Source organism: Roseibium sediminicola (assembly GCF_023156505.1).
Taxonomy (GTDB): domain Bacteria; phylum Pseudomonadota; class Alphaproteobacteria; order Rhizobiales; family Stappiaceae; genus Roseibium; species Roseibium sediminicola.
This window is the reverse complement of the sequence record NZ_JALNMJ010000026.1, coordinates 52746-75152: the sequence shown is the minus strand read 5'-3', so window position 1 is coordinate 75152 and position 22407 is coordinate 52746. Positions and strand designations below refer to the sequence as shown.

Genomic DNA, 22407 nt, shown 5'->3' with positions numbered 1-22407 from the left:
AGGACTGGGAGAAATCCGTCGAAAGCGCCACCGCATGGGTCACCATCGCCAGCATCAGGGTCATGACACGCAGACTCGCAACCTATTGTCCAGTCTCATAAACTTTTGAATCTGGCTCTTAGCGGCCCCAAATCATGTTTCATACGATCTGAGCGGCATTCAAAAAGCCGACATCTACTGAGAAAGAAATAATGTTTCAGATCGGTGGGGTTATTCTCGGATTTCGGAATGAATATCCAAACTGGGGTCTCGAGATTTTTGGTGCCTTTTAGGGTCGCAACGACCTTATCGGTGCTCAGCTGTTGGGCGCCGGAATGCCCCGGCCAGGTCGTGGAGGGCCTCACCTGGTGTCAGATATCCGGTTTTTGCTTGATGAGGCTGGAAACTGCAGCAGCGTCGACTGATCTCGCAGTTTGGGGGAACATGGAACAATCAAGTATCCTGTTTCATTCCTTCCTGCAGCACTTGTCTCACTTCGTCCGGAATGATGTTGGGGCCAAACTGCCTGGTGAACAGGGAAACTGGCGTTCGATAGGCATTGGCGCGATGTTCCGGGTCCTGAAGCAGGCGGCCATAGACGTAGTGCGTGAGCATCAACATGCCTTTCGCTTGCGCGGGCGACATGTTGACCAGAGCTTGTTGCGCAATCTTCGATGGCCGCTCTGAACAGGTAAATAGGATCTGCATCAGAACTTCGATCTGGGGAACACGGGAGCAGACCTGATCAAGGATCTGGTCCAGCGCGCCGCGATCGGATACCGCGGCCAGGGCCTCACATTTCAAGACCATCAGATAGATCTCGTACTGTGATCCTGGTTCACAGAGTTCCAGGGCTTGGTCAATCGCACGTTGCCCTTCCTCGTTTTGACCGACAAACACACGCATCTGTCCGACCACGGGCAGTGACGCCGCAAGGGAGGTGCTTTCCTTGTGAAGGCGTTCTGCCATCTTGACGGCTATGTCGTTGTAGCCGCGGTCTATGAAGAAGAGCAGTTTCACCGCTGGCAGCAGGAATGTCGGTTCAGTTTGAAGATGTGGCAGACTTTCTGTCACAAGTTTTTCGATTTCGTCTTCATCGTCTTTTCGAGGGTCCGCATTCGAGCTGAAGATCTGCACACTGTCTTGCAGGTACTTGGTGTGAATGTTGGTCGCGAGCATGATTTTCGCGCGATAGTCTGTTGGATTTTTCTCTACCTGTGTGCGCAGCTCCTGATCGTTCTCCGACCAGTGTCCCTTTATTCCCGTGAAGGTCTTTCCAGCTTCGATCATGCCGACTGCGAGCGGCAGTTGAGCTTTGACATCCGTTGCCAGACCCGTTCGCAGAACGCTGGAGATTTCATCAGCAATCATTTCGACATCGGGGGATGTCGTCCCGGATACAGTTAGTCTCTTTGCAAATATGGTGTTGTCTGTGCGAAACGAATATCCACGAAACACGCAGTCCAGAAGATCTCCGGAAAGCACAAAACCCAGCTCGATGCCGATCTCCGGCCCGCCTTCCTCTTGTCCGCCGGCACCCGGACAATCCGGATCCAACACAACCGCGAGATTGTCGCTGAAATGGTTCTGAAAAGACTTGTGAAACTGTAGCGAAAAAAGCTCCGCTGAACTGCGATAGTTGCTGATGTGGTTCAGGCCACGCACCGGGCCCACAACGGCATGGCAATTGCGCGGCAAGGCCTGCTTTTTCGATTGCACAGCAAGCCAGATATACCCTTCGCCGTATCGCGTCGCGATGAAACTGGGGTTCTTGGCATCGTCTTTGAGTTTCCTTCTCAATCGATTGATCAGAAAATCGATGCTGCGGTCCAGTTTCTCTTCGTTTCCAAGGCTAACGGCCTCAAGAAGCTGCGCGCGGCTTAGGATCTGGTTCGAGTATTGAATGAAATTTAGAAGCAGTCTTGTTTCCGCTTTGGTGAAATTCACCTGGATTTCATCATCTGACACGGCGGACAAAAATTTCTCGTCAAAGCGCATGTTCCCGAGCCTGATAGTATGCACCATAATATATCGGCTCCGTCGTCAAATGGTCTCCAGATTTCCCGCACGCTACGGATATTTCCGCCAAATTCAAACCCTGCAAATAGTTCTACAACAATTACCTCTTACCAAATTGGCAGGAGACAATTGCTGGCAATTGTGCTCGAGGAACCGGACGGGGGTTATCCGCTAAGGATTCTGAAAACGGCTGCAAAAAGTCAGGCAGTTTTCCCAAGAACAGGCCAATTCGATGAGATCGAACACCTATACAAGATCAAGGGTTCCGCGATAGCTCCACATATAGCAGCTGACGGTTCATCTTCTGTTCAGATTCGGAATTCTAGATGTGTATTCACTGTCGTTTCAGCGAGCGTAATTTGTACTTAAAACCGGAGTTTCTATGCGCAGTTTTTCTGGATTGCTTTTGGCTGGGTTGATTGCATTTTCAACATCTGTTCAAGCATCACCCGATGTCGATTTCCCCCAACCGGGATACTCATACGGTGGCAAGGTTCGAAGTGGCCCTGGAATGAATTTCCGGCAAGTCGGTAGCCTGCATGAAGGCGATCAAATCCTCATTCTAACCGGTACCGGAGCCATGATGAATGGCTATGAATGGTTTGAAATCCGCTATCGCAATGGCCGTACCGGGTACCAGTGGGGCGGGATCATGTGTTCCCAAAACCCCTATCCAACCATTTTCCGGGTGTGCGACGGTCCGCGCCTGCAATCCAATGCTCCGGTTCAAGCCAATCCGCCGGTTACCTCACAGCCGCAGGCATCGGCCGGGATTAATGGTTTTACCGTCGGTGCGGTCATTCACCCAGGTGGCAGTTTCAACGCTGTCGGCAATGGGCAATGGCAGGAGACCGATGCTCAAGGACGGGTCAGTTTCCATTTTCAGGAAGAAACCCGCGACGAATGGTCGGTCTATCTATTCGATGCGTCCCGCAATGTGTCTCTTCAGCTGGACCTTCACCGCGGCCAAGTGCTTTACGGCGTAGGCGCTGAGCCAAAACGGGTTCTCTATCAAATCACGGGTTCCTTCGCCCAGGCTGGCACAGCCCAAACCGGCGGTGTTCTGCCCCAGCCGCCAAGTTCCACCACGGTTCGCTACACCTGTGCGGAGGGCCTGCCGCTAACAGTCACTTATGTGAACAGTGGCAACGGGCATGCCATTTTCAGCATCGACGGCTCACCTGAGGAACGGCTTGAACAAGTCCCGTCCGGCTCAGGCAGCCAGTACACGAACGGTCGATTCACGCTTTTTTCCAAGGGAAACTCCGCAACGCTGCAGCACCCGAGCGGGGTGGACAATTGTTTTGAATAGTCGATCAGCTGTCACCGCCGTGACGCAGTACACAATCTGTTTTTGGAGAGAATTATGAGACTTGATTGCGCATCATTTTCACAACGTCTTTGCAAGTTCGCGCTGGCTGCAGTTCTTGGTTTTGGGGCTGCCGCTGGATCACTATCGTCCACACCTGCGCAGGCGCAGATGCCCAAGATTGTTGTCCAATGTGTTGCGCCTTTGGTGCCCAACAGTGATGGCACCGATTGCGTGCGCCCCACCACCAGAGCGAAGACTTGTCCAAGACCAACTATTCTCTACCAAGGCCGCTGCAGAGAGCCGATTCAATACATCCGATATAGCGGGTGTGACAGTAGAACGCGTGCTGAATATGGGGTTTCTGAGAGTTTCGACCTGGGATTTTACCCGGGAGGAAACGCCATGGTGTGGAACTACGGTAGCAACACTGGAATACCCAAGAGTTATGGTGCCGCCAAGTCGATAAAAAGATATATAAACCTGCACGGAGGTATCAGTCAGTTTCAATGTAAGTCTGTTCGTTGAGACTGCGACCTTCAGATCTGTGTTTCAATTGATGAGCCAAATAATCGGCTTTGCCTGAAACACTTTTGTAAAACACCGACCTTCCCCTTCCTGGCAGTTTTTCCGGCGCAAGCTGTGCTCGATCCGTCGAAGGGCGTCCCGAATTCTCCAATGGAACAGGAAAGCATATGAGTATTCGTCAATCCATTTCGAAAATCGCCATCAGCACCGTCGCCCTGATCGCCCTTTCCAGCGTGGCGCAGGCGGAGTTCTGCAGTAAATACCAGCAGACCCATTCCAACGCCGGGCAATGCAACAATTGCTTTCTCAATATCAGCAGTATCGCCAATGGGCACTATTATACCGTTCTCGCAAGCAACGGCTGGTCGGCTGAATTGCGGTCAACCCATGGCGACACGTCCGTGGCATCGGGGGTCGGCAAATGGAGGGCCGATGTGGGCCATGCTTATGCAGGTACCAAGTTTACAATCGATCTTGAGCAGCAAGGTTCGCAACTATCAATGATGATGGACGGCAATGCCAACGGGCAGCGACAGATCATCAGAGCTCGGTTCCGCTGCATTCAGCGGTAAATATCTACCGTCTTAACCCGGTTCGACGACGGTCTTGCACAACGGGTTTGCAGCTATCGTCTATCACAGACGCCAATCTTGGTGCCTATCTTCAAGGTGCGGTTCCTGAGCATCCTGAAAATAGAACCGGTCAGGGCTGCGCGTGACGGCTGTCTCGGCATAGCGCCAAGCGGTATGAAGCCAGCGGTTCGAATTGTCTGTTTCCAGTAGCCAATCACAATCAGGAATTAATCTGCAGCCAAGACGGAGCCTTTGTTGATAGCAAGCTGGTCCCAAACCCATTGAGACCGACCACAAGGCGGCGAGATGCAAATCTTGAACGCAATGATAATGCTGCCAATGTCGGCTTCGGACGGTGTCCGCTCCAAAAAAGCCGACAGTCCTCTCCCGGCCCCATCCCGGTCATTCATTTCGACCGCAGCGAAGGGCCGCTTCCCACCCAAAATAGACTTTCGCACATCACACAACGAATGGCAGTTTTACAGATCAGTCCGAAATTTCAACCAGCAACGACACGCCTCAGCCACCCATGACCGCTCTTCCCCCACCAGCCCCGCACTTTCCTGTTTCAATCGGTAGTTTCTACAGTCATGATGCACCCGGTGACGCATGGTCATCGCGCATTCGGCAGGGGGGATTTCATGAGCACAACGGCAACGACGGCGCAGACGCTGGACCCGCCACCGGAGTCCTGGGTCGCGCCCGGCGCAAGCGACAGTTTCGCCACGGCGGGGCTGATCACGTTGCTGCTGCTCCTGCTGCTGGTGATTTACCTTTACGCCGTGTTCGACCGCTATGCCGAGCACAAGGGATCGCGGACGCCGATCCGGACCACGATCCCGACCATGCTGGTGATCGGCCTGGCCTATGACCTGGTGCCGCCCCTGCGGGATGTCAGCCTGCTGCTGCCGGCGACCCTGATCTTTGCCGCCTTCGCCTATGACGTCGTTCTCTGGATGAAGCCGGAACCGGTAGAGGAGGCTGCGGCTGTCGATAGCACGGCGCCCACCAGGGAGACGACCGAAGCCCCAGAGCAAAGGTTAGCGAAGCAACCGTTGGCGAAGCAACCCGAAGCGGAGCCGCCTGTTGCGGATGTGCAGACGCCCGTTGAGCAAAAGGGAGCCAGCGCATGATAGAGCTCCTGATCACCTGCTTTCCGCTGTTGCTGCGCATGGCCTATCTGCGCTGGCGGGGCCGACCCATAACGCTCTACAATGTCCACCGCGCGCTGTTCGTCTGGATCGTGCTGTTCGTCGCGCTGATCTTCACCGTCGAATATTATCACCCCGACACCCCCAATGCGCTGATCCCCTACCGCGTCGTGCCGATCGTCACCGAACGCGGCGGTACGGTTACAGAGGTGCCGGTCAAGGCTGGTGAGACCGTCAAGGCCGGAGATCTCCTCTTCACGGTCGACGACAGCAGCGAAAAGGCGGCGGTCGCGAGCGCTCAGGCCGCGGTGGGCGAGGTCAACAGCCAGCTCGATGTCGTCAAGGCGCAGATCAGGGAAGCGGCGGCCGATCTCGCCCGGGAGAAGGCGGCCCTCGACAACGCCAACCTGATCCTGTCTGAACAGCAGGACCTCAAGGACAAGAAATCTGCCGCCTACACGTTGAACAGGTACGAAAACGCAAAGGCCGCGCAGGAACAGGCGGCCGCCAACGTGAACGCCGCCAACTCCAAGATGGAGGCGCTGCAGGTGCAGCTCGACCAGGTCCTGCCGGCGGAGCTCAAAGCCGCTGAAGCCGCCCTCGACCAGGCCAAGGTCAATCTCGACAAGACCAAGGTCCATTCGTCGGTCAATGGCCGGATCGAGCAGCTGTCCCTGAATGTCGGTGCCCGCGCGGCGCAGTTCTCGGTCAATCCGGCGATGGTCATCGTGCCGGACCGCGACGACAGCGATCCGATCGAAATCGTCGCCGGATTCAGCCAGACCAACAGCGCGGTTCTGCATGTCGGCATGCCGGCGGAGGTCGCCTGCGAGAACAACATCAACAGCGGCATGACGGACACGGTGCTGGCGGCGCGGATCGTGCGCATCCAGGACGTGATCGCGACCGGCCAGGTCGGTCCGACCGGCGTCCTGATGCAGCCCTCGGACCGGCGCGGCCCCGGCGACCTCGTCGTGCATGTCCGGCTTGAATATCCGGAGCAGAACGCCCTGCTGGTCGACGGCGCCAGATGCCTTGTCCAGGCCTACACCACCCATATTTCCGGCTCGCTCCAGGGCACGTTCATGGGCGGCATCATCCAGGCCTGGGCGCTGGAAAAGGCGCTGATCATGCGCATGAAGGTTTGGGTCATGCTCTTCGCCGGAACGGGGCTGATCGGCGGGGACTGAGCTGGGGAGATTGTTTCAACCGGTGTCCGGTTAGGCGGGAGGCTCTGGCCACCTACAGGATTTGCCGCCTCTCCCCGCTCCCCCAGGAGGGCGGGGCAATGGCCTTTGCAATTCCTCATCACAGCTATTGTCAAAGACGTCACCTTCGGTGTCATCCCTGTCTATGAGGGCATCCGGCAAGCGCAGCGCGAGCCGGGACCCACTCGCAGAGCCGCTCGCCAAAGCGCATGGTATGTCTGAAATGGATGCCTTCACTCCAGCTCTCTGCAAATGAGGAGGCCCCGGGTCTCACTTCGTTCGCCCGGGGGCACCGATGTTTGTGGTGTGTCCCCTCCAAATGCAATTGCCCTGCCTCCAGGAGGAGAGGGGCGCGCCGCAACGCCTGACTGCAGGCAAAGGCTCCCGTTTTACCTCACACCAGGGGTCTAAACCCTATGATTGTGGGAAAGCTTCAGTAAAACAAAAGTTGTTATTTCGGGAGGTGCAATCTTCCGGTTGAACTTCAACCCGTTCTACCAATCCGTTAAGCCTTGGTACAGCACGTCTCTTAGCGAAAATTTGGTTTTTCTATTGCATTCATCGTTGAGAATGGAAGGATAATTCGGCGATGGATCTTGATATCCGCACCCTGTCCTATTGTGCCCTGCTGAACGCCTTCATGTTCAGCATCGGTATTTATGCGGTCGGGCGCACCTGGGTCAGACTGCCCGGCATGGGCTGGTGGGCAGGGGCCCTGATGGCCGAGGCCTGCGGCTTCGCGCTGCTCGGTCTTCGGGGACAGATCCCCGATCTTCTGTCCATCGTCGCCGCCAATACCCTGATTGCCAGTGGCATGTGGCTTTCCCAGGCGGGGATCGCCGAGTTCAAGCGGGAGAAGATACGCTTCCTGCCCCTGGGCATCGCCCTGCTGGCCCTGCACGCGCTTTTGTTCCTGTGGTTCACCTATGTCGATCCGGATGTCGGCGCGCGCGTCATCGTCATCAGTGTGGTCACGAGCATCGGCGCGGCCATGGTGATCTATCAGATGCGCGGGATGCCGCATCCGGATCTGGAGATCCCGAGCCGGGTCACCGCCCTGTTCTTTGCGGGCTTCGCCGTTTTCCTGCTGTTCCGCGCGTTCTGGGCAGGAACACACGCCATCCTACCGGACTTCATGCAGGCCGGTACGGTGCATGCGCTGGCCTTTGTGACGTTTATCATCTTCACCAATGGCCGGACGTTCGGTTTCCTGTGGCTGACCACCCGCAAGCTGAGCATTGAACTTGAGATCAACGCCGCCACGGATCCCCTGACCGGCCTTTTGAACCGCCGTGCCTTTCACATTGCCGGCGAGCGCGAGCTGGCGCTGGCCGACAGGCGCTCCATGGGGTTTGCTCTGTTCATGGCCGATCTCGATCGTTTCAAGTTGATCAACGACCAATACGGTCATGGGGTCGGCGACCGGGTGCTGACCCTGGTTGCCGAGCAACTTAAGACCATTTTGCGCCAGGGCGATATCCTGTCCCGCTTCGGCGGAGAGGAATTTGTCGCCCTTCTGCCCTACACCACGCCGGAGCAGTCCCTTGCCATCGCCGAACGTCTGCGCCAGTCGATCACGGACATCAGCATAATCGGCGTTCCGCCGGTCACGATCAGCATTGGCGTGACCTATTGGGAGCCGGGCAATCCGCTGTCGATCAACAGCCTGCTCGATTGCGCCGATGCGGCGCTTTATCAGGCCAAGGAAGCCGGCCGCAACCGCATTGAACTGTGCCTGCAGGATGCCGACGGCCTGCCTGAAGGACGGTCCCCATCGACCTACCGGGCGATGTCCTGAATGGTTTCGCCAAAACGCGGGCCGCTGGACGCTTCTCCGGGTGTCTCTTATCCTGCCGACATGCGAATCCTTGAAACCGACAGGGCGGCCCGGACGCCACGGCCGTCGTGAGCGAACCCGTCCAAGTCCAGTCCCTGCCTGCCGCGATGACCGAGGACATTGTCGCCTCGTCGCGGGACGGCATTCTCACCATCGATCCGCACGGGGTGATGACCTCGTTCAACCCGGGCGCGGAGGCGATCTTCGGGCTGAAGGCATCGGACGTCGTCGGCTGCACGGTGGCCGAAGTGTTCCTGCCGCTGGAGGATCTCGACGACTTCACCGACTGTGTGCTGGAAGCGGTGCGCACGCCGGAAGAGGAACATGTCGCCGCGATCAGCCTGAACCGTGGCGGCTCTGTTCTGCACTTGAGCGTGCGCGCGGTGCTGCTGCACAGGAAGGGCTCTGAGGAGCAAATCGGCGTCCTGGTGATGCTGGCCGACGAGAGCGAACGGGTCGAACTCTTGAAAAAGACGGCCGAGCGGGAGCGCGAACGGGCCGCCACTGGGCGTTTCATTGTCGCTGTCCTGACCATCTTCAGCGTCTTCACGCTGCTGTTGGAGCCGATCCAGAAGCTGGCCAAGGCCCATTTTTACGACCTCGGCCCGGTGATCGCGCTGCTGACCCTGGTGGTGATCGCCTTTTTCCTGGAACGCTTCGTGTCGCCGGGCGTGAAGATGTTCAAGCTGAACCTCCGACCGAAGCGGCGCTACATGGTCGCCGCGCTTTTGTGGTCGCTGGGTTTCTGCGCGGCGATGACCCTCGGCAAGGCGCTGTGGCTCTCCCATAGCGCCAATGCCTCGGAGCCCCGGCGGCTGTTCAGCTTCCTGGTGCTGGACGACGGCACCCGGGTGACCGAGCCCGGTCTGTTTATGGTGGCGCTTTCGATCTATCTGGTCTCGGTGCTGTTTCAGCAATTCGCCATCCGCTGCGCCATCCAGGCGCCCCTGCAGACTTTCCTGACAGGTGTCATCGCCGCGCCCGGTTGGACGGCCAACCTCGTGGCAACGCTGCTCTTTGCGGTGCTCCATGCCCATCTCAATCCGGTCGTTTCGCTTGCCGTGATCGCGCCGTCGCTGCTCTGGGGCTGGCTGTTCATGCGTTCCGGCAGCATCCTGCCCCCGATCCTCTCCCACGCCATCATCGGCGTCTACGCGATCTTCGTTCTGGGAATTTTTGCAGGGCTGGACCAGGTATGAGCGGGGCAGCCGATATTTCTCGGGTCTCGCTGCTTGCGCCCGTCGCTCCCATTGGGGGAGAGATGTCACCGCCAGGTGACAGAGGGGGGTATCGGCCTTTCGCCTGGATCAAGCAGCGCCGAATTTTGCGGACCCGCTTTACCCCCCTCTGTCCGCTTTGCGGGCATCTCCCCCGCAAGGGGGGAGAGGGGTGCAAGCGGTTTGGTTACAGCCCTTCAACCGGTTCTAACGCGGCGGATCGAACGGGAATCACAATCGGCAAACACAACGAGGCTTGTTTCGCCCGGAGATCCCTGCCGTGACCTCCACCCGCCGCCCACGTGTGATGATCGTCAATGCCTATGTCGATCCGTGGCGGTCCGCGGCGCCGATGAAGCTGTTCATTCCGCGGGCGATGGCGCCCTATTATCTGGCCGGGCGGCTTGAGGGAGCGAGGGTCGATCTGAAGATCCATGACGAGTGCTTTCATGGCGCGCTCCTGACCCCGAAGACCTTCCATTGGCCTGATTTGGTGATCCTGACGGGCCTGACGGCTGCATTCGATCGGGCCCGCCAGCTCGCCGCCTATTTCCGCAATGCCAACGCCGAGGTCGCGGTCGCCATCGGCGGGCCGATCGCACGGGCGCTGCCCGAGCTCTGCGGCAAGGTCTTCGATCATGTCCTGCAAGGCGACGTCGAGGACCTTGATCCCTTCATCGAAGGGGTGCTTGGGGAGGATTATCTCGCCAGCGACCCGGCGCCGCGCTTTGACCTCGCCGGCTGGTCCTTCGGCCTCGGCTTTGTCGAAACCACGCGCAACTGCAATTTCGCCTGCGCCTTCTGCTCGCTGACCGGCGAGCGCAGGGCCTATCAGTCCTACAGTTCCGAAGAGATTGCCCGCCAGCTCGATGCGCAAAAACGCTTCCAGATGCTGATGGTGCTGGACAACAATTTCTACGGCAACAGCCGCGCGGATTTCGAACGCCGGACCGAGCTTTTGGGCGAGCGGTGGCGCCGGGGCGATTTCCTGGGTTGGGGCGCGCTGGTCACCGGGGACTTCTTCAAGAACCCGGACAATCTGGCGAAGGCCGCCGCCAATGGCTGCAAGGCGCTGTTTTCGGGTGTCGAATCCCTCGATCCGGAAGTGCTGCGCAGCTATAACAAGCGCCACAGCCTTGCTTCCGACCCCAAGACCCTCGCAAGTCTGTGCGCGGACCACGGCATCCTGTTCGATTACGGCATGATGGTCGATTTCGGCCAGCAGACGATTGCCGAGGTCGACGCCCAGATCGACGCGATCCTTGCAAGCCCCGAGGCGCCCTTGCCGGCGCTGCTGTCGCTGACCATCCCGATCCTCGGCACGCCGCATTTTGCCGACAGCGCCAGCGCCGGCCGGCTGATGCCCCATCTGAGGCTCGCCGATCTCGACGGCCAGAAACTGGTCGAATGGCCGAAGGAACCGCTCGACACGGTCGTGCCGTATTTGAAAAATCTGCTGCAGTTCCGTGGCCGGAAACTTGCCTTGACCCGTCACGCCATCCGCCACGCCTGGTCCCGCCGGGCTGCCTTCGACGTGTCGCAATCCCTCATCAGCCTGATCGGCCCCCTGGTTCGCTACGGCGGCGGTGTGCGCATCGGCAGTCCGCGCCAGATGCTTCAGAGCTGGCGTGAGCCCCGGCGGACCTTCTGCGCGATGACGGATGGCTTGAGCGCGGCCTACCGGCCAATGATGCGGATGGAAGAACGGTTTATGCCGGAGTTCGAGCCGCTGCTGCTGACGGATGGCGAGGGACGGTTGCGGCAAGGGCTTCTGAAAGAAGAGTCTCAGGCACACGCACGCCGTTCCAGCCGGATCCTTTTCGACAGCCCGGGCAGCCCGGCCTAGGCACCTCTGATAGCAACGCTTGCTCTTGGCGCCTTTATCCGGTTGTCTTCAATGCAAGATCGTCAGCCCCGGGAGACCCCCACATGCATATTCTCGTCATCGGCGCCGCCGGCATGGTCGGGCGCAAGCTGCTGCAGAGGCTTGCGAAGGAGCCGGAGGTGTTCGGCTTCGAGGTGACCGAGCTGACGCTGGCCGATGCGATTGCGCCGGCAGTACCCGAAGGTCTTGTGGCGCGGCGGATGACGGTGGATCTGTCCGAGCCGGGCAATGCGGAAAAGCTGATTGAGGAACGGCCGGATCTGATCTTTCATCTGGCGGCGGTGGTCTCGGGCGAGGCGGAAGCGGATTTCGAAAAGGGCTATGCGGTCAATCTGGACGGCACAAGGGCCCTTTTCGAAGCGATCCGGCGGGAAGCGATGCGGGAGCCCTATTGTCCGAGGCTGGTGTTCGCGTCTTCGCTGGCGGTGTTCGGTGAGCCGTTTCCGGAGCGGATCGAAGACGACTTCCTGACCGCGCCGCTGACCAGCTATGGCACGCAGAAGGCGATCACCGAGCTGCTTCTGGCGGATTACACCCGCAAGGGGATCTTTGACGGCATCGGGCTGCGCCTTCCCACCATCTGCGTCCGGCCGGGTGCCCCCAACAAGGCGGCCTCCGGGTTCTTTTCCAACATCCTGCGCGAACCGCTCAAGGGTGAGGAGGCCGTGCTGCCGGTGGCGGACAGCGTGCGCCACTGGTTCGCCAGCCCGCGCGCGGCGGTCGGTTTTTTCGTTCAGGCCGCCCGCATGGAAACGGCCCGGATCGGCCCACGCCGGAGCCTGACCATGCCGGGCCTGTCGGCCACGGTTGCAGAAGAGATCGAGGCGCTGCGGCGCGTCGCGGGCGAGGCGGCGGTCAAGTTGATCCGGCGCGAGCCCGACCCGGTGATCCAGAAGATCGTTGAGGGCTGGCCGAAGAATTTCGACGCCCGGCGGGCGGCGGCGCTCGGGTTTGCCGCCGAGAGCAGCTTCGACGATATCATCCGTATCCACCTTGAAGACGAGGGATGAGGGGGATCGGGTCAACAACTTGAGTTCGAAAACGGATATCTCAAGACGAACAAGCTGGCATGCAATGGAACAATCGTGAGGCATACACCTGTGTCACCCCGGGCAAGCGAAGCGCAGACCCGGGGCATACTCGCAAGGCTGCTTGCCAAAGTATGGGACGTGATCTCGAACTGTTCCAACCCAACCGACTCTCTGGAAATGAGTAGGCCCCGGGTCTCGCGTTGCTCGCCCGGGGTGACACCGAACGTGTGGGCGGTTGGTGCAAAAGACTCCGGTTATGGATTATGAGATCCTTGGGAAAGTGGGAGAAACGTATGAGCGAGGCATTTGACGTGAGGGGCCGGATCGCGCTGGTGACCGGCGGCGGTACCGGGGTCGGCAAGGCGGTGGCGACAGGGCTTGCCCGTGCCGGCTGGCGGGTCGTGATCAGCGGCCGGCGGCAGGCGGTGCTGGACGAGGCGGCGGCGGCAATCGCCGGGGATACCGGCGGCGAGGTCACGGGGATATCGGCCGATGTCGGTGATCCGGTTTCGGTCGGTGTGCTGTTCAAGGCCATTGAAGACAGGTTCGGGCGGCTGGATCTCCTGGTCAACAATGCCGGGATCTCCAATTCCGCGGTGCCGCTGGAGGAGATCTCCTACGACGAATGGAGCGCCGTGGTGGCGGCCAACCTGACCGGCGCGTTCCTGTGCACGCAAGGCGCCTTCAGGCTGATGAAGGCGCAGACGCCGAAAGGCGGGCGGATCGTCAACAACGGTTCGATCTCGGCAACGACGCCGCGGCCCTTCTCAGCGCCCTATACGGCAACCAAACACGCGATCACCGGGCTCACCAAGTCGACCGCGCTGGATGGGCGCCCCTATGATATTGCCTGCGGCCAGATCGACATCGGCAACGCGGCCAGCGACATGACCGCCAAAATGGACAAGGGGGTGCCCCAGGCGAATGGTGAAACGGCGGTGGAGCCGACCATCGACCCGGCCCATGTCGCCGCCGCGGTGGTCTACATGGCCTCGCTGCCGCTCGACGCCAACGTGCTGACGCTGACCGTGATGGCAACGAAAATGCCGTTTGTCGGGCGGGGGTAGGGGAAACGGTTCTCTGCAGTTTCACCACCGTCATTCCGGACGGCAGGACGCGCAGTGCTATCCGGGTTTTGATTGCTGAGCCGGTGAACAAACCTTCAGGTTGCATGACCGGCTGTTAACGCATACATTATGCCGGATTGATGCAGAGGCAGGAACGCCATGACAATGCCGGCCGCCGTTCTGTTCGGCTCCATCGGCACGCTCGCGGAAACGTCGGAGATGCAGCGGGAAGCCTTCAACAGGGCCTTTGCGCTGGCCGGGCTCGGCTGGCGCTGGAACCGCTCGCTCTACCAGGCGCTTCTGAAAACAACCGGGGGCATCAACCGGATCGAAGCCTTTGCGCTCAGCCGTGGCCAAAGGGTGGACGCTCGGGCGATCCATGTTGCCAAGACGCAGATCTACCATCAGCTTCTGAAAGAGCAGCGCCTCGGTCTGCGCGACGGGGTTGCCGAGACACTTGCCTGGGCACGGGAAAACGGCATTCAGCTGGGGCTGGTCTCCACCACAAGTCTTGGCAATATCGAAGGCTTGCTTGAGGCACTGGCGCCGCATTGCAGGCGGGAGTTGTTCGACTATCTTGGCCATGGCGGTCTGGTAGAACGGCCGAAACCGGATCCGGAAGCCTATCGACACGCGCTGGCATGGCTGGACCTTTCCCCCAGTGAGGTGATTGCGATCGAGGATACGGCGGCAAGTCTGTCGGCCTCCGTGGGCGCCGGCATCGCCACCGTCGCCTTTCCCGGTGAGAACGTCTATTGCGACGACTTCTCCCTGGCCACATCCGTCACCCCGGTGCTCTCGCCGGACGTGATCCTGGAGGCCGCCTGCGCCGACGAGAAGCAGACGGCCTACGGTTAGTCTCAGTTCCCTCATCGTTTCGGAATATCGAACAGTGTGATCGACACTCCCGGTCTGGTAACGGATCGGCGCGTAGCCCATCTGTCTGGACAAGGCCAATCCAGGCTTCCTGACCCCCAATCCCCCTCAAGACACAAGGAGACGACATGACTGCCGATCTGACCATTCGAACCGATGCCATGCCTGCAGAGATGCGTCTTCTTCTGGCAGAATATCCGCGTGACAGCTGGGACAGCCATCCGGGCTTTCAGGAAAAGACCAGAGGCTGGCTGAACGCGCATCGATCGTTCCGCAGGCTGGCCGGGCTGCTTCGCGAAGACACGGAAGCCTATCTCGACAGGAACCTGGTGCCCGACGACTTCGCCGGGCGGCTCTCCCGTTTCGGCAACATTCTGGTGGGCAATCTCCATGGCCATCACACCTGGGAGGACCGGAGTTATTTTCCGGAGCTTTCGGCGGCCGATCCGCGCTTTGACAGCGGGCTGGAGATCCTGGAACAGGACCATGCGGCGCTCGACACCGTGCTGCATGACTTTTCGGGCATCGCCAATCGTGCCATCAAGCTGGTTCAGCTGGATGAGGTGCAGGCCTATGAGGAAGCCGGAAAGCTGCATCCGGTCACGGAGGCGATCGAACAGCTGCTCGACCGGCACCTAAGCGACGAGGAAGAGCTGGCGGTGCCGATCATTCTGCATCATCGCCTGCGCGGATAGGACAACCAATGGCCTCGAAGACACCGGACGCATCCGTTCAGGAAAACCAGACTGACGCCTCCGGGCGCCGCGCACGGGGAGAATTCGTGCGCGGCGTCAGCGGCTTCAGGACCGCCATAGGCGATCCGGATTTTCCGCCGGAGCCTGGGCGCTATCATCTGTTCGTGGCGCTCAATTGCCCGTGGTGCCATCGGGTGACCCTGGCACGGAATGTCCTGGGGCTTCAGGACACCGTCACGATGGACATCGCCTTTCCCGGGCGGACAGAGGAAGACGATCCGGCAGGTCCGAACCTGTGGCAGTTCGCTCCGGAGAAAACGGCGAGCCTCACCGGCGCGCCGCTGCCGGAATGCACAGCCGAGACCGGCACGGGGAAGGGCCACCGGCTGGTGCGCGATATCTACCGCGCCGAAGGGTCCGATGAAAAATCCGTCCCGGTGCTCTACGACAAGAAGCAGCGGCGCATCGTCAGCAACGAAAGCGCGGAAATCCTGCGCATGCTGAACGCCCATGCCGAGGCGCTTGGCAGCACGATCCCAGCGGGTGAGCGGGCGGACCTCTATCCACCGGACAAGTCGCTGCAGGCCGAGATCGACGGGCTCAACGAGGCCATCTACCAGGCGATCAACAACGGCGCCTACAAGGCCGGATTCTCATCCGACCAGGCGGTTTATGCGGCGGCATTCAAGGCCTATTTCGACATGCTGGGAACGTTGGAGGATAGGCTCTCCGACGGCCGTCCGTTCCTGACCGGCGAGGCCTTCACCGAGGCGGATCTCAGGCTCTTTCCGACGCTTTACCGGCATGACCCGGTCTATTACCTGCGCATGAAGCTGAACGGGGCGAAGATCCTCGACTATCCGCATCTGTGGCGCTGGCTGTGCCGCGTGCATGCGCTGCCGGGCGTTGCCACAAGCAATTCGCTGGTCCATTGCCGTCAGGGCTATTTCGGCCGGTCTTGGAACAGGGTTGTGCCACTCGGGCCGCTGCGGCCGATGGCCTATCCGGAGGCCTATGCGCATCCGGAACTGGCGGGCGCAGGCCCCGCATAACCTTCAATCGCGCAGGGGACAGCGGAACAGCGCCTGACGGAACTGTTTTGGCGTCACGCCGGTGCGGCGCTTGAAGGCGCGCTCAAAGGCGGTCTGGTCGGAATAGTCGAGTTCGCAGGCGATCTGGGCAAGCGAATGCGGCGTGTCGATCAAGGCGTGACGGGCAACCCGATAGCGGCACTCGTCCAACAGGACGGAAAAGCGCGTGCCTTCTTCGCCCAGATGCCTGTGCAGCGAGCGGCGGGAGAGACCGAGCTGACGGGCGATGGTTTCCTGATCCGCCTGGCCGGTGCCGAGGGTTTCATAAATCGCCGTGCGGGTGCGCGCGGTCAGGGAGCGGGCCCGGGCTTTTTCGGCGAGTTCCCGGCTGAGATGGGCAAGCACGCTGCGGTGACGGCCGCTGTCGTCCCTTGGCATTGGCAGGGCGAGAACGCTTTCGGGAAAGCTCAAGGCATTGGTCTCGCTGTCGTACAGGCAGAGACTGCCGGCAGCGGCCATGGAACTTGCCTGGGACCGGGCCGCGCTGTGCTCAAAACAGACCAGGTCGGGCGTCCATGAGCTGCCGGCGCCGCGGCGGATCAATTCGACCAGCACGGACAGGGTGAATTCGGCATCCTGGCGGCGCGGCCAGATATCCGGATTGAGAATGCGGTAGGTAAGGGTGGCGACGCCGTCCTCGATGGTCAGCTGCAGGTCGGTCTCGCTCTGGATGAACTTGATGAAGCGCTCGAACGTCTTGAGCGCCGAGCCGACCGAGGAGGCGGTCAGAAGCGCGTCGCCCAGTTCGCCGAGATCTGCAAGGTTCAGGAGCGGGCCGGACTGCCAGCCGATACCTGGCTGTCCGAGCAGGTCGGCGCCGTTTTCATAAATCTGGACAAAAGCGTAAAGCGGGATCTCGTGACGGGCATTTTTCCAGACCGTCACTGGCAGGCCGCTCTGGCGGCCGAGCGCTTCGGGCTCCAGACCCTGCTGCGTCAGCATTGCCTGTAGACCGTTCAGGGCGCCCGAGATGATCGTCGCGCTTTTCGGCATGGTCCTCGCTTCGGTTCGAAGCCTCTCCAATTCAGCCTGACGCAGAAACCGCCAAGCTGAAGTCACAACTACATCAAACATTCCGCGGCGTTGCAAACGATGTCGGCGCGTTTTTGCCGTTTCGGAAAAGATTGGCCGAAATTGTCGGGAAAGCACCGGCCGCTGCTCCCCTAATGGCGGGCACAGAGAGATCCGGTTCCGCACCTTGAACACTTGGGCGGCCGGACGAGGGAACAGTATTGGTGACCTATTACGATTGTGTCGTCGCCGGGGGCGGGCCCGCCGGTGCCTTCGCAGCGCGTGAGCTGGTGCGTGCCGGCTGCACGGTGCTGATCGTCGATCCGGCGGCAGGGCGCCCGCGCCTGGAAGGCCTGAGCACCCGCGTGGCGCAGCTCCTGAAAGCACGTGGGCTTGAGGCCGTTCTGGCGACTGCAAGCGCGCCCTGTCCCCGTTCCGTCGATTGGGCAGGGCTCAAACGCAGCGCCAATGGCGAACGCCTGGTGCGACGTCCAGCCTTCGACGCCGCCCTGCGCCAGGCCGCGGTCGATGCCGGCGCGGAACTGATCGAAGGGCGGATCGGCCGGATTGAAAAAACGCATCCGGAACAGGGCGTTGTCCTGAAACTCTCAAGCGGTGATGCAGTCTCGGCGCGGCTGATGATTGACGCGCGCGGCCGTCAGGCGCCGTCTTCACAAAGGCTGAAAGGGCCGCAGACGCTGTCCATCAGCGGCCTTCTTGACAGTGTCTCCGGCACGCCGGGAACTCATGTCGCGGCGACGCCCGAGGGCTGGCTGTGGCTGGCCGAAGCGCCCGGCTTTGGCCGCTGGCTGCAGATTTCCGTCGATGCGGACGATCTTGGCGGAGCGGGAGAGGCAGCTCTTCAGGAGCGCGTGAACCGGTTTTTGACCCAGCCCTGCCTGACGGAAGACATGGGCGGGCTCAACGTTCAAAACAAGCTGCTTGCACGCGCCGCCGGGCTGGTGTTGTCAGCGCCGGAGCTGACGCTGCCGGTGATCCCGGCCGGCGATGCGGCGGTGGCGATCGATCCGCTTTCCGGGCATGGCCTCTTCTGGGCGCTGTCCTCGGCCCTGGCCGCTGTGCCGATGGCACTGACCGTCCTGGACAATCCGAAGCCGGGTGTCGATCTCGCGGCCCGCTTCTATCGGGCCAGAGTGGTCGAAACCTTCTGGCGCCAGGCACGGGTCGGCCGAGATTTTTACCGCCTCGAACGAAGGCTCGCTGCCGAACCGTTCTGGCGCCGCCGCGCCGCATGGCCTGACGACCAGCCTTCTCATGCGGTGCCGAATTCGGTTCGCATGGAGACGCGGGTGGTGGTCGAAGACAACCGTCTCGTCGAACGTGATGTCCTGATCACGCCGCTGGACCCGGACGGGGTCGCCTTTGTCGCCGGTTTGCCGGTCGGCGATCTGATCGACGCCTCGGGCACCAGAGCAAAGCCCATTCCCGACACACCGTCTCCCGCATTCCAGGCCGCGTTTCAGTGGCTGGCAAGCCGGGGTCTTTTCAACGGCTCGACGAGCCGCAACGCACACCAACCGACCAGAACGAGGGAAACAGCATGACACCAAGATTGCGAAAGGGGCATCTCGCCGGCCTGGCCGGTCTTCTGCTCCTGATGCCTTTGCCCGCCGGGGCGCAGGACGGCCCGGCGCTCATGGAAGAAAATTGCGGCGGCTGCCATGCGGCCGATGCAAATGGTGCCCTCAGCCGGATCAGCGGCCAGCGCAAGACGCCGGAAGGCTGGCTGATGACCATCGTGCGCATGCGGCTTTTCCATGGCCTGGAGATCACGCCGGAGGTGCAGAGCCAGCTGGTGCATTACCTGGCCGATACGCAGGGCCTCGCGCCGAGCGAAGCGGCTAGTCACCGCTACATTCTGGAGCGGGAACCGGCCGTGGTCGAGGAGGTGGACGCGCCGCTCGGTGAAATGTGCTCGCGCTGCCACTCCGCCGCGCGCTTCGAACTTCAACGTCGCACGGCGGAGGAGTGGGATCTTCACATCGATTTTCATGTCGGCCAGTTCCAGACACTGGAATATCAGGCGCTCGGCCGCGACAGGGAATGGCTGAAGCTTGCCCGCGAAGAAGTCGTGCCGCTTCTGGCGGAACGTTATCCGCTGGAAACGGAAGACTGGACCGCCTGGCTGGCAGCACAGAAACCGGAGGCCACCGGCAGCTGGGTCTTCACCACCACGCTGCCGGATAAGGGCGAGGCCTATGGCAGCCTGGAAGTCACCGGAGACGCCCAGCCGTTGACCGTTTCCGGAACACTGGTGACCGCGTTAGGCGAGGAACTGCCCGTCTCCGGCAAGTTGAATGTCTATACGGGCTATGAATGGCGCGCCAATCTGGACATCGGCGGTGACAAATACCGCCAGATTCTGGCGATCTCCGAGGATGGTGGCAGCCTCTCTGGGCGTCAGTTCCTGCATGCGGAAGACAGTCTCGGCGGGGCCTTCAATGCAGTGAAGGCCGGTGGTGAGCCGGCGATCGCCGGCGTGGTGCCTTCAACCCTTCCGGCCGGTTCGAATGCTACGGTTCAGGTCGTCGGCACCGGTCTGGAAAACGTTGCCCTGTCCGGCGCTCTGGAGGCCACGGGCGGCACGGCGAATGCCTACGGCGCGGCCATTGACGTTACACCGGTTGCCGCGACGGATGGCGCGGTCAGCGTCGCGTCCGATGGGGTGTCCGCTGACAACGTGCTCGCCGTCTACAGCCACATCGACAGCCTCAAGGTCGAGCCCGCCTATACGGTCGCCCGTGTTGGCGGCGGCGGCGGGTCCGCCGGCAAGGTGCCGGCCCGCTTCGACGCGGTCGGCTACTGGAACGGTCCGGACGGGCAAGCCGGCACGGAAGACGATATCCGCATCGGCGTGGTGCCCGCCAAGTGGTCGGTCGAGGCCTTCAACGAGGAAGCGGAAGCCCTGAAGGATGTCGAACATGCCGGTGTCATGGACACCGAACTCGGCATCTTCACACCGGGTGTCGCCGGCCCCAATCCGGAGCGGCCGTTTTCCACCAACAACGCGGGCAATCTGAAGGTTCTGGCCACAAGCGGCGATGTCACCGGTGAGGGACAGCTGATCATTACGGTCCAGCGCTGGAACGATCCTCCGATCCGCTGAAGAAGGAACAAGCATAATGGGTTATCTCTTTTTTCAGCCGCAGAATGCGCACCGTGTCGAGGTTGACGGACGGCAGCTCCTGTTCCACGTGCCTACGACCTCTCTGTTCGAGATCGACCGGCTCGACAGCGACGTGATCGATCTCTTCCAGGACCGCTCAAAGGTCTCGGAAGGGGATGTCAGGGACCGGTTCGAGGGGCGGGCCGACCCGGCCCTCGTCACGGAACGCCTCAAGGCATTGCTCGACCTCGACATCATCACCGACGGCGGCCCGCCAAGGGCGGAGCGCCCGCCGGTGCATATCCAGAACTTCCCGCTGACGACGATCGTTCTCAACGTCAACACGGGCTGCAATCTCTCCTGCACCTATTGTTACAAGGAGGATCTGGACACGCCGACAAACAGCCGGCGCATGGCTTTCGAGACGGCAAAACGTTCCATTGAGCTGTTGCTTGCCGAAAGCCCGGACCGGGACAGCTACAATGTTGTTTTTTTCGGTGGCGAGCCCTTGAGCAACCTCGGCCTGATCCGCGAGGTGGTCGCCTATTCGGAGGACCGGTTCGGGTCTCTCGGCAAGAAGGTCGACTTCTCGCTGACCACCAACGCAACGCTGCTCACCGAGGAAAACGTCGACTGGCTGAACGCGCACCGCTTCGGCCTGACGGTTTCCATGGACGGGCCCAAGGCGCTGCATGACAGGAACCGCAAGACCGTCGGCGGCAAGGGCACCTATGACGTCGTTGCCCGCAAGACGAAGATGCTGCTGGAACGCTACACCTCCCGCCCGGTCGGCGGGCGGGTGACGCTGACCCATGGCGTCACGGCGGTCTATGACATCTGGGATCACCTGAAAAACGAGATCGGCTTTCATGAAGTCGGCTTTTCGCCGGTGACGTCCGGGCCCATCGCCCCGTTCAACCTGACCGGCGACGAGCTGGTGACCGTGTTTCAGGAGATGAAACGGCTCGGCCGGCACTACCGGGACGAGGCGCTATTCGGCCGCAATATAGGTTTTTCCAACATGCACCAGCTGATGAGCGATCTTTACGAAGGCCGCTCCAAGGCGCTGCCCTGCGGCGCGGGGCTGGGCATGCTGGCGGTCGATCACGAGGGAGGGCTGAACCTCTGCCACCGCTTCACCGGCTCGGACATGGAGACCTACGGTTCGGTGGACAGCGGTATCGAGAAGCAGAAGCTGGCGCGGTTCATCGAGGATAGGGCCGACCGCACCGACAAGGGCTGCTCGACCTGCCGCATCCGCAACATCTGCGCCGGCGGCTGCTACCACGAGAGCTACGCCCATTTCTCCGACCCGATGAAGCCGACCTACCACTATTGCGACCTGATGCGCGACTGGGTCGATTTCGGCATCGGCGTTTATGGCGAATTGATCGCCGGCGCACCCGCCTTCTTTTCCGATCACATCATGCCTCGGAGGGCATACGGCAAATGAGACACTTGATACCCCTGAACCAGAAGGCCGACCGGGTGGTCGCGGCCGTCGAGACCGACAAGATGGACGAGGTCCGGGCGATGCAGACGGTGGTGGCCGGCTGCGCCTCGACGCTGGATCCGGGCTGGGAGGTTGACCCGTTCGGCGGCGTCGCAGCCCTCTGCCAGCCGATGGAAGCCGACCTTTACGGCTGTTCCGACCCGTGCTGGTGGCCGGCCCAGGTGCCCGACACAATGAATTCCTACAAGGACTGGAATGATGGCGCCGACAATGCTGGCAAGGACTGGCGTTCGCTCGGCACGGTGTTCCCGTCCGACAGCGAAACCTGATGGCCTGCCGACCGAACTCAAG

The 22407-nt window shown here is 60.9% G+C and carries 18 protein-coding genes and 1 pseudogene; 17 read left to right on the top strand and 2 right to left on the bottom strand.

What is annotated here, in order from left to right:
- Positions 1 to 101: pseudogene (locus M0H32_RS25430) on the top strand (IS5/IS1182 family transposase); the annotation flags it as partial.
- A 331-nt stretch (positions 102 to 432) separates the two neighbouring features.
- Here M0H32_RS25430 and M0H32_RS25425 read toward each other — a convergent pair.
- The gene (locus tag M0H32_RS25425) at positions 433 to 1977 is read right to left on the bottom strand and encodes a winged helix-turn-helix domain-containing protein (RefSeq protein WP_248159178.1); all 1545 of its coding nucleotides are present in this window, start codon (positions 1975 to 1977) and stop codon (positions 433 to 435) included.
- A gap of 403 nt (positions 1978 to 2380) precedes the next feature.
- Here M0H32_RS25425 and M0H32_RS25420 point away from each other — a divergent pair, with 403 nt between their 5' ends.
- The 12 genes from M0H32_RS25420 (at position 2381) to M0H32_RS25365 (ending at position 16426) form a co-directional block, all read left to right on the top strand.
- A complete protein-coding gene (locus M0H32_RS25420; protein ID WP_248159177.1) occupies positions 2381 to 3310 on the top strand; it encodes an MliC family protein in 930 nt (309 codons plus the stop codon).
- Between the two features lie 692 nt (positions 3311 to 4002).
- Complete coding sequence (locus M0H32_RS25415; RefSeq protein ID WP_248159175.1) at positions 4003 to 4407, top strand: hypothetical protein; 405 nt, start codon at positions 4003 to 4005, stop codon at positions 4405 to 4407.
- A 641-nt stretch (positions 4408 to 5048) separates the two neighbouring features.
- Entirely contained in the window at positions 5049 to 5540 is a 492-nt protein-coding gene (locus tag M0H32_RS25410; protein ID WP_248159173.1) for a hypothetical protein, read from the top strand.
- Entirely contained in the window at positions 5537 to 6748 is a 1212-nt protein-coding gene (locus tag M0H32_RS25405) for an HlyD family secretion protein (RefSeq protein WP_248159171.1), read from the top strand. The genes M0H32_RS25410 and M0H32_RS25405 overlap by 4 nt, the downstream gene beginning before the upstream one ends.
- A 607-nt stretch (positions 6749 to 7355) precedes the next feature.
- Entirely contained in the window at positions 7356 to 8564 is a 1209-nt protein-coding gene (locus tag M0H32_RS25400; protein ID WP_248159169.1) for a GGDEF domain-containing protein, read from the top strand.
- A gap of 107 nt (positions 8565 to 8671) precedes the next feature.
- The gene (locus M0H32_RS25395; protein ID WP_248159167.1) at positions 8672 to 9802 is read left to right on the top strand and encodes a PAS domain S-box protein; all 1131 of its coding nucleotides are present in this window, start codon (positions 8672 to 8674) and stop codon (positions 9800 to 9802) included.
- A gap of 298 nt (positions 9803 to 10100) precedes the next feature.
- Positions 10101 to 11666: a B12-binding domain-containing radical SAM protein gene (locus M0H32_RS25390; protein WP_248159164.1), complete on the top strand. Its 1566-nt coding sequence runs from the start codon at positions 10101 to 10103 to the stop codon at positions 11664 to 11666.
- Between the two features lie 83 nt (positions 11667 to 11749).
- Entirely contained in the window at positions 11750 to 12715 is a 966-nt protein-coding gene (gene denD / locus M0H32_RS25385; protein WP_248159146.1) for a D-erythronate dehydrogenase, read from the top strand.
- A 314-nt stretch (positions 12716 to 13029) separates the two neighbouring features.
- The gene (locus M0H32_RS25380; RefSeq protein ID WP_248159145.1) at positions 13030 to 13803 is read left to right on the top strand and encodes an SDR family oxidoreductase; all 774 of its coding nucleotides are present in this window, start codon (positions 13030 to 13032) and stop codon (positions 13801 to 13803) included.
- 159 nt (positions 13804 to 13962) lie between these two features.
- Positions 13963 to 14661 (top strand): HAD-IA family hydrolase, encoded by a 699-nt coding sequence (locus M0H32_RS25375; RefSeq protein WP_248159144.1) that lies wholly within the window; start codon positions 13963 to 13965, stop codon positions 14659 to 14661.
- A gap of 146 nt (positions 14662 to 14807) precedes the next feature.
- Positions 14808 to 15374: a hemerythrin domain-containing protein gene (locus M0H32_RS25370; RefSeq protein ID WP_248159143.1), complete on the top strand. Its 567-nt coding sequence runs from the start codon at positions 14808 to 14810 to the stop codon at positions 15372 to 15374.
- Between the two features lie 8 nt (positions 15375 to 15382).
- Positions 15383 to 16426, top strand: coding sequence for a glutathione S-transferase C-terminal domain-containing protein (locus M0H32_RS25365; RefSeq protein ID WP_248159142.1), 1044 nt, complete (start codon positions 15383 to 15385; stop codon positions 16424 to 16426).
- Positions 16427 to 16429: 3 nt separating this feature from the next.
- Here the strand turns inward: M0H32_RS25365 and qhpR are convergent, their stop codons facing one another.
- The gene (gene qhpR, locus M0H32_RS25360) at positions 16430 to 17458 is read right to left on the bottom strand and encodes an AraC-like transcriptional regulator QhpR (protein ID WP_248159124.1); all 1029 of its coding nucleotides are present in this window, start codon (positions 17456 to 17458) and stop codon (positions 16430 to 16432) included.
- 242 nt (positions 17459 to 17700) lie between these two features.
- On the opposite strand from qhpR, the gene qhpG reads away from it, so the two are divergent.
- The 4 genes from qhpG to qhpC are packed head-to-tail and all read left to right on the top strand — an operon-like array spanning position 17701 to position 22385.
- The gene (gene qhpG / locus M0H32_RS25355) at positions 17701 to 19041 is read left to right on the top strand and encodes a flavin-dependent monooxygenase QhpG (RefSeq protein ID WP_248159122.1); all 1341 of its coding nucleotides are present in this window, start codon (positions 17701 to 17703) and stop codon (positions 19039 to 19041) included.
- Complete coding sequence (gene peaA / locus M0H32_RS25350; protein ID WP_248159115.1) at positions 19038 to 20603, top strand: quinohemoprotein amine dehydrogenase subunit alpha; 1566 nt, start codon at positions 19038 to 19040, stop codon at positions 20601 to 20603. Before qhpG ends, peaA begins: the two co-directional genes overlap by 4 nt.
- Before the next feature lie 16 nt (positions 20604 to 20619).
- A complete protein-coding gene (gene peaB, locus M0H32_RS25345) occupies positions 20620 to 22056 on the top strand; it encodes a quinohemoprotein amine dehydrogenase maturation protein (RefSeq protein ID WP_248159114.1) in 1437 nt (478 codons plus the stop codon).
- Entirely contained in the window at positions 22053 to 22385 is a 333-nt protein-coding gene (gene qhpC, locus M0H32_RS25340) for a quinohemoprotein amine dehydrogenase subunit gamma (RefSeq protein ID WP_248159113.1), read from the top strand. Before peaB ends, qhpC begins: the two co-directional genes overlap by 4 nt.
- Positions 22386 to 22407: the final 22 nt, after the last annotated feature.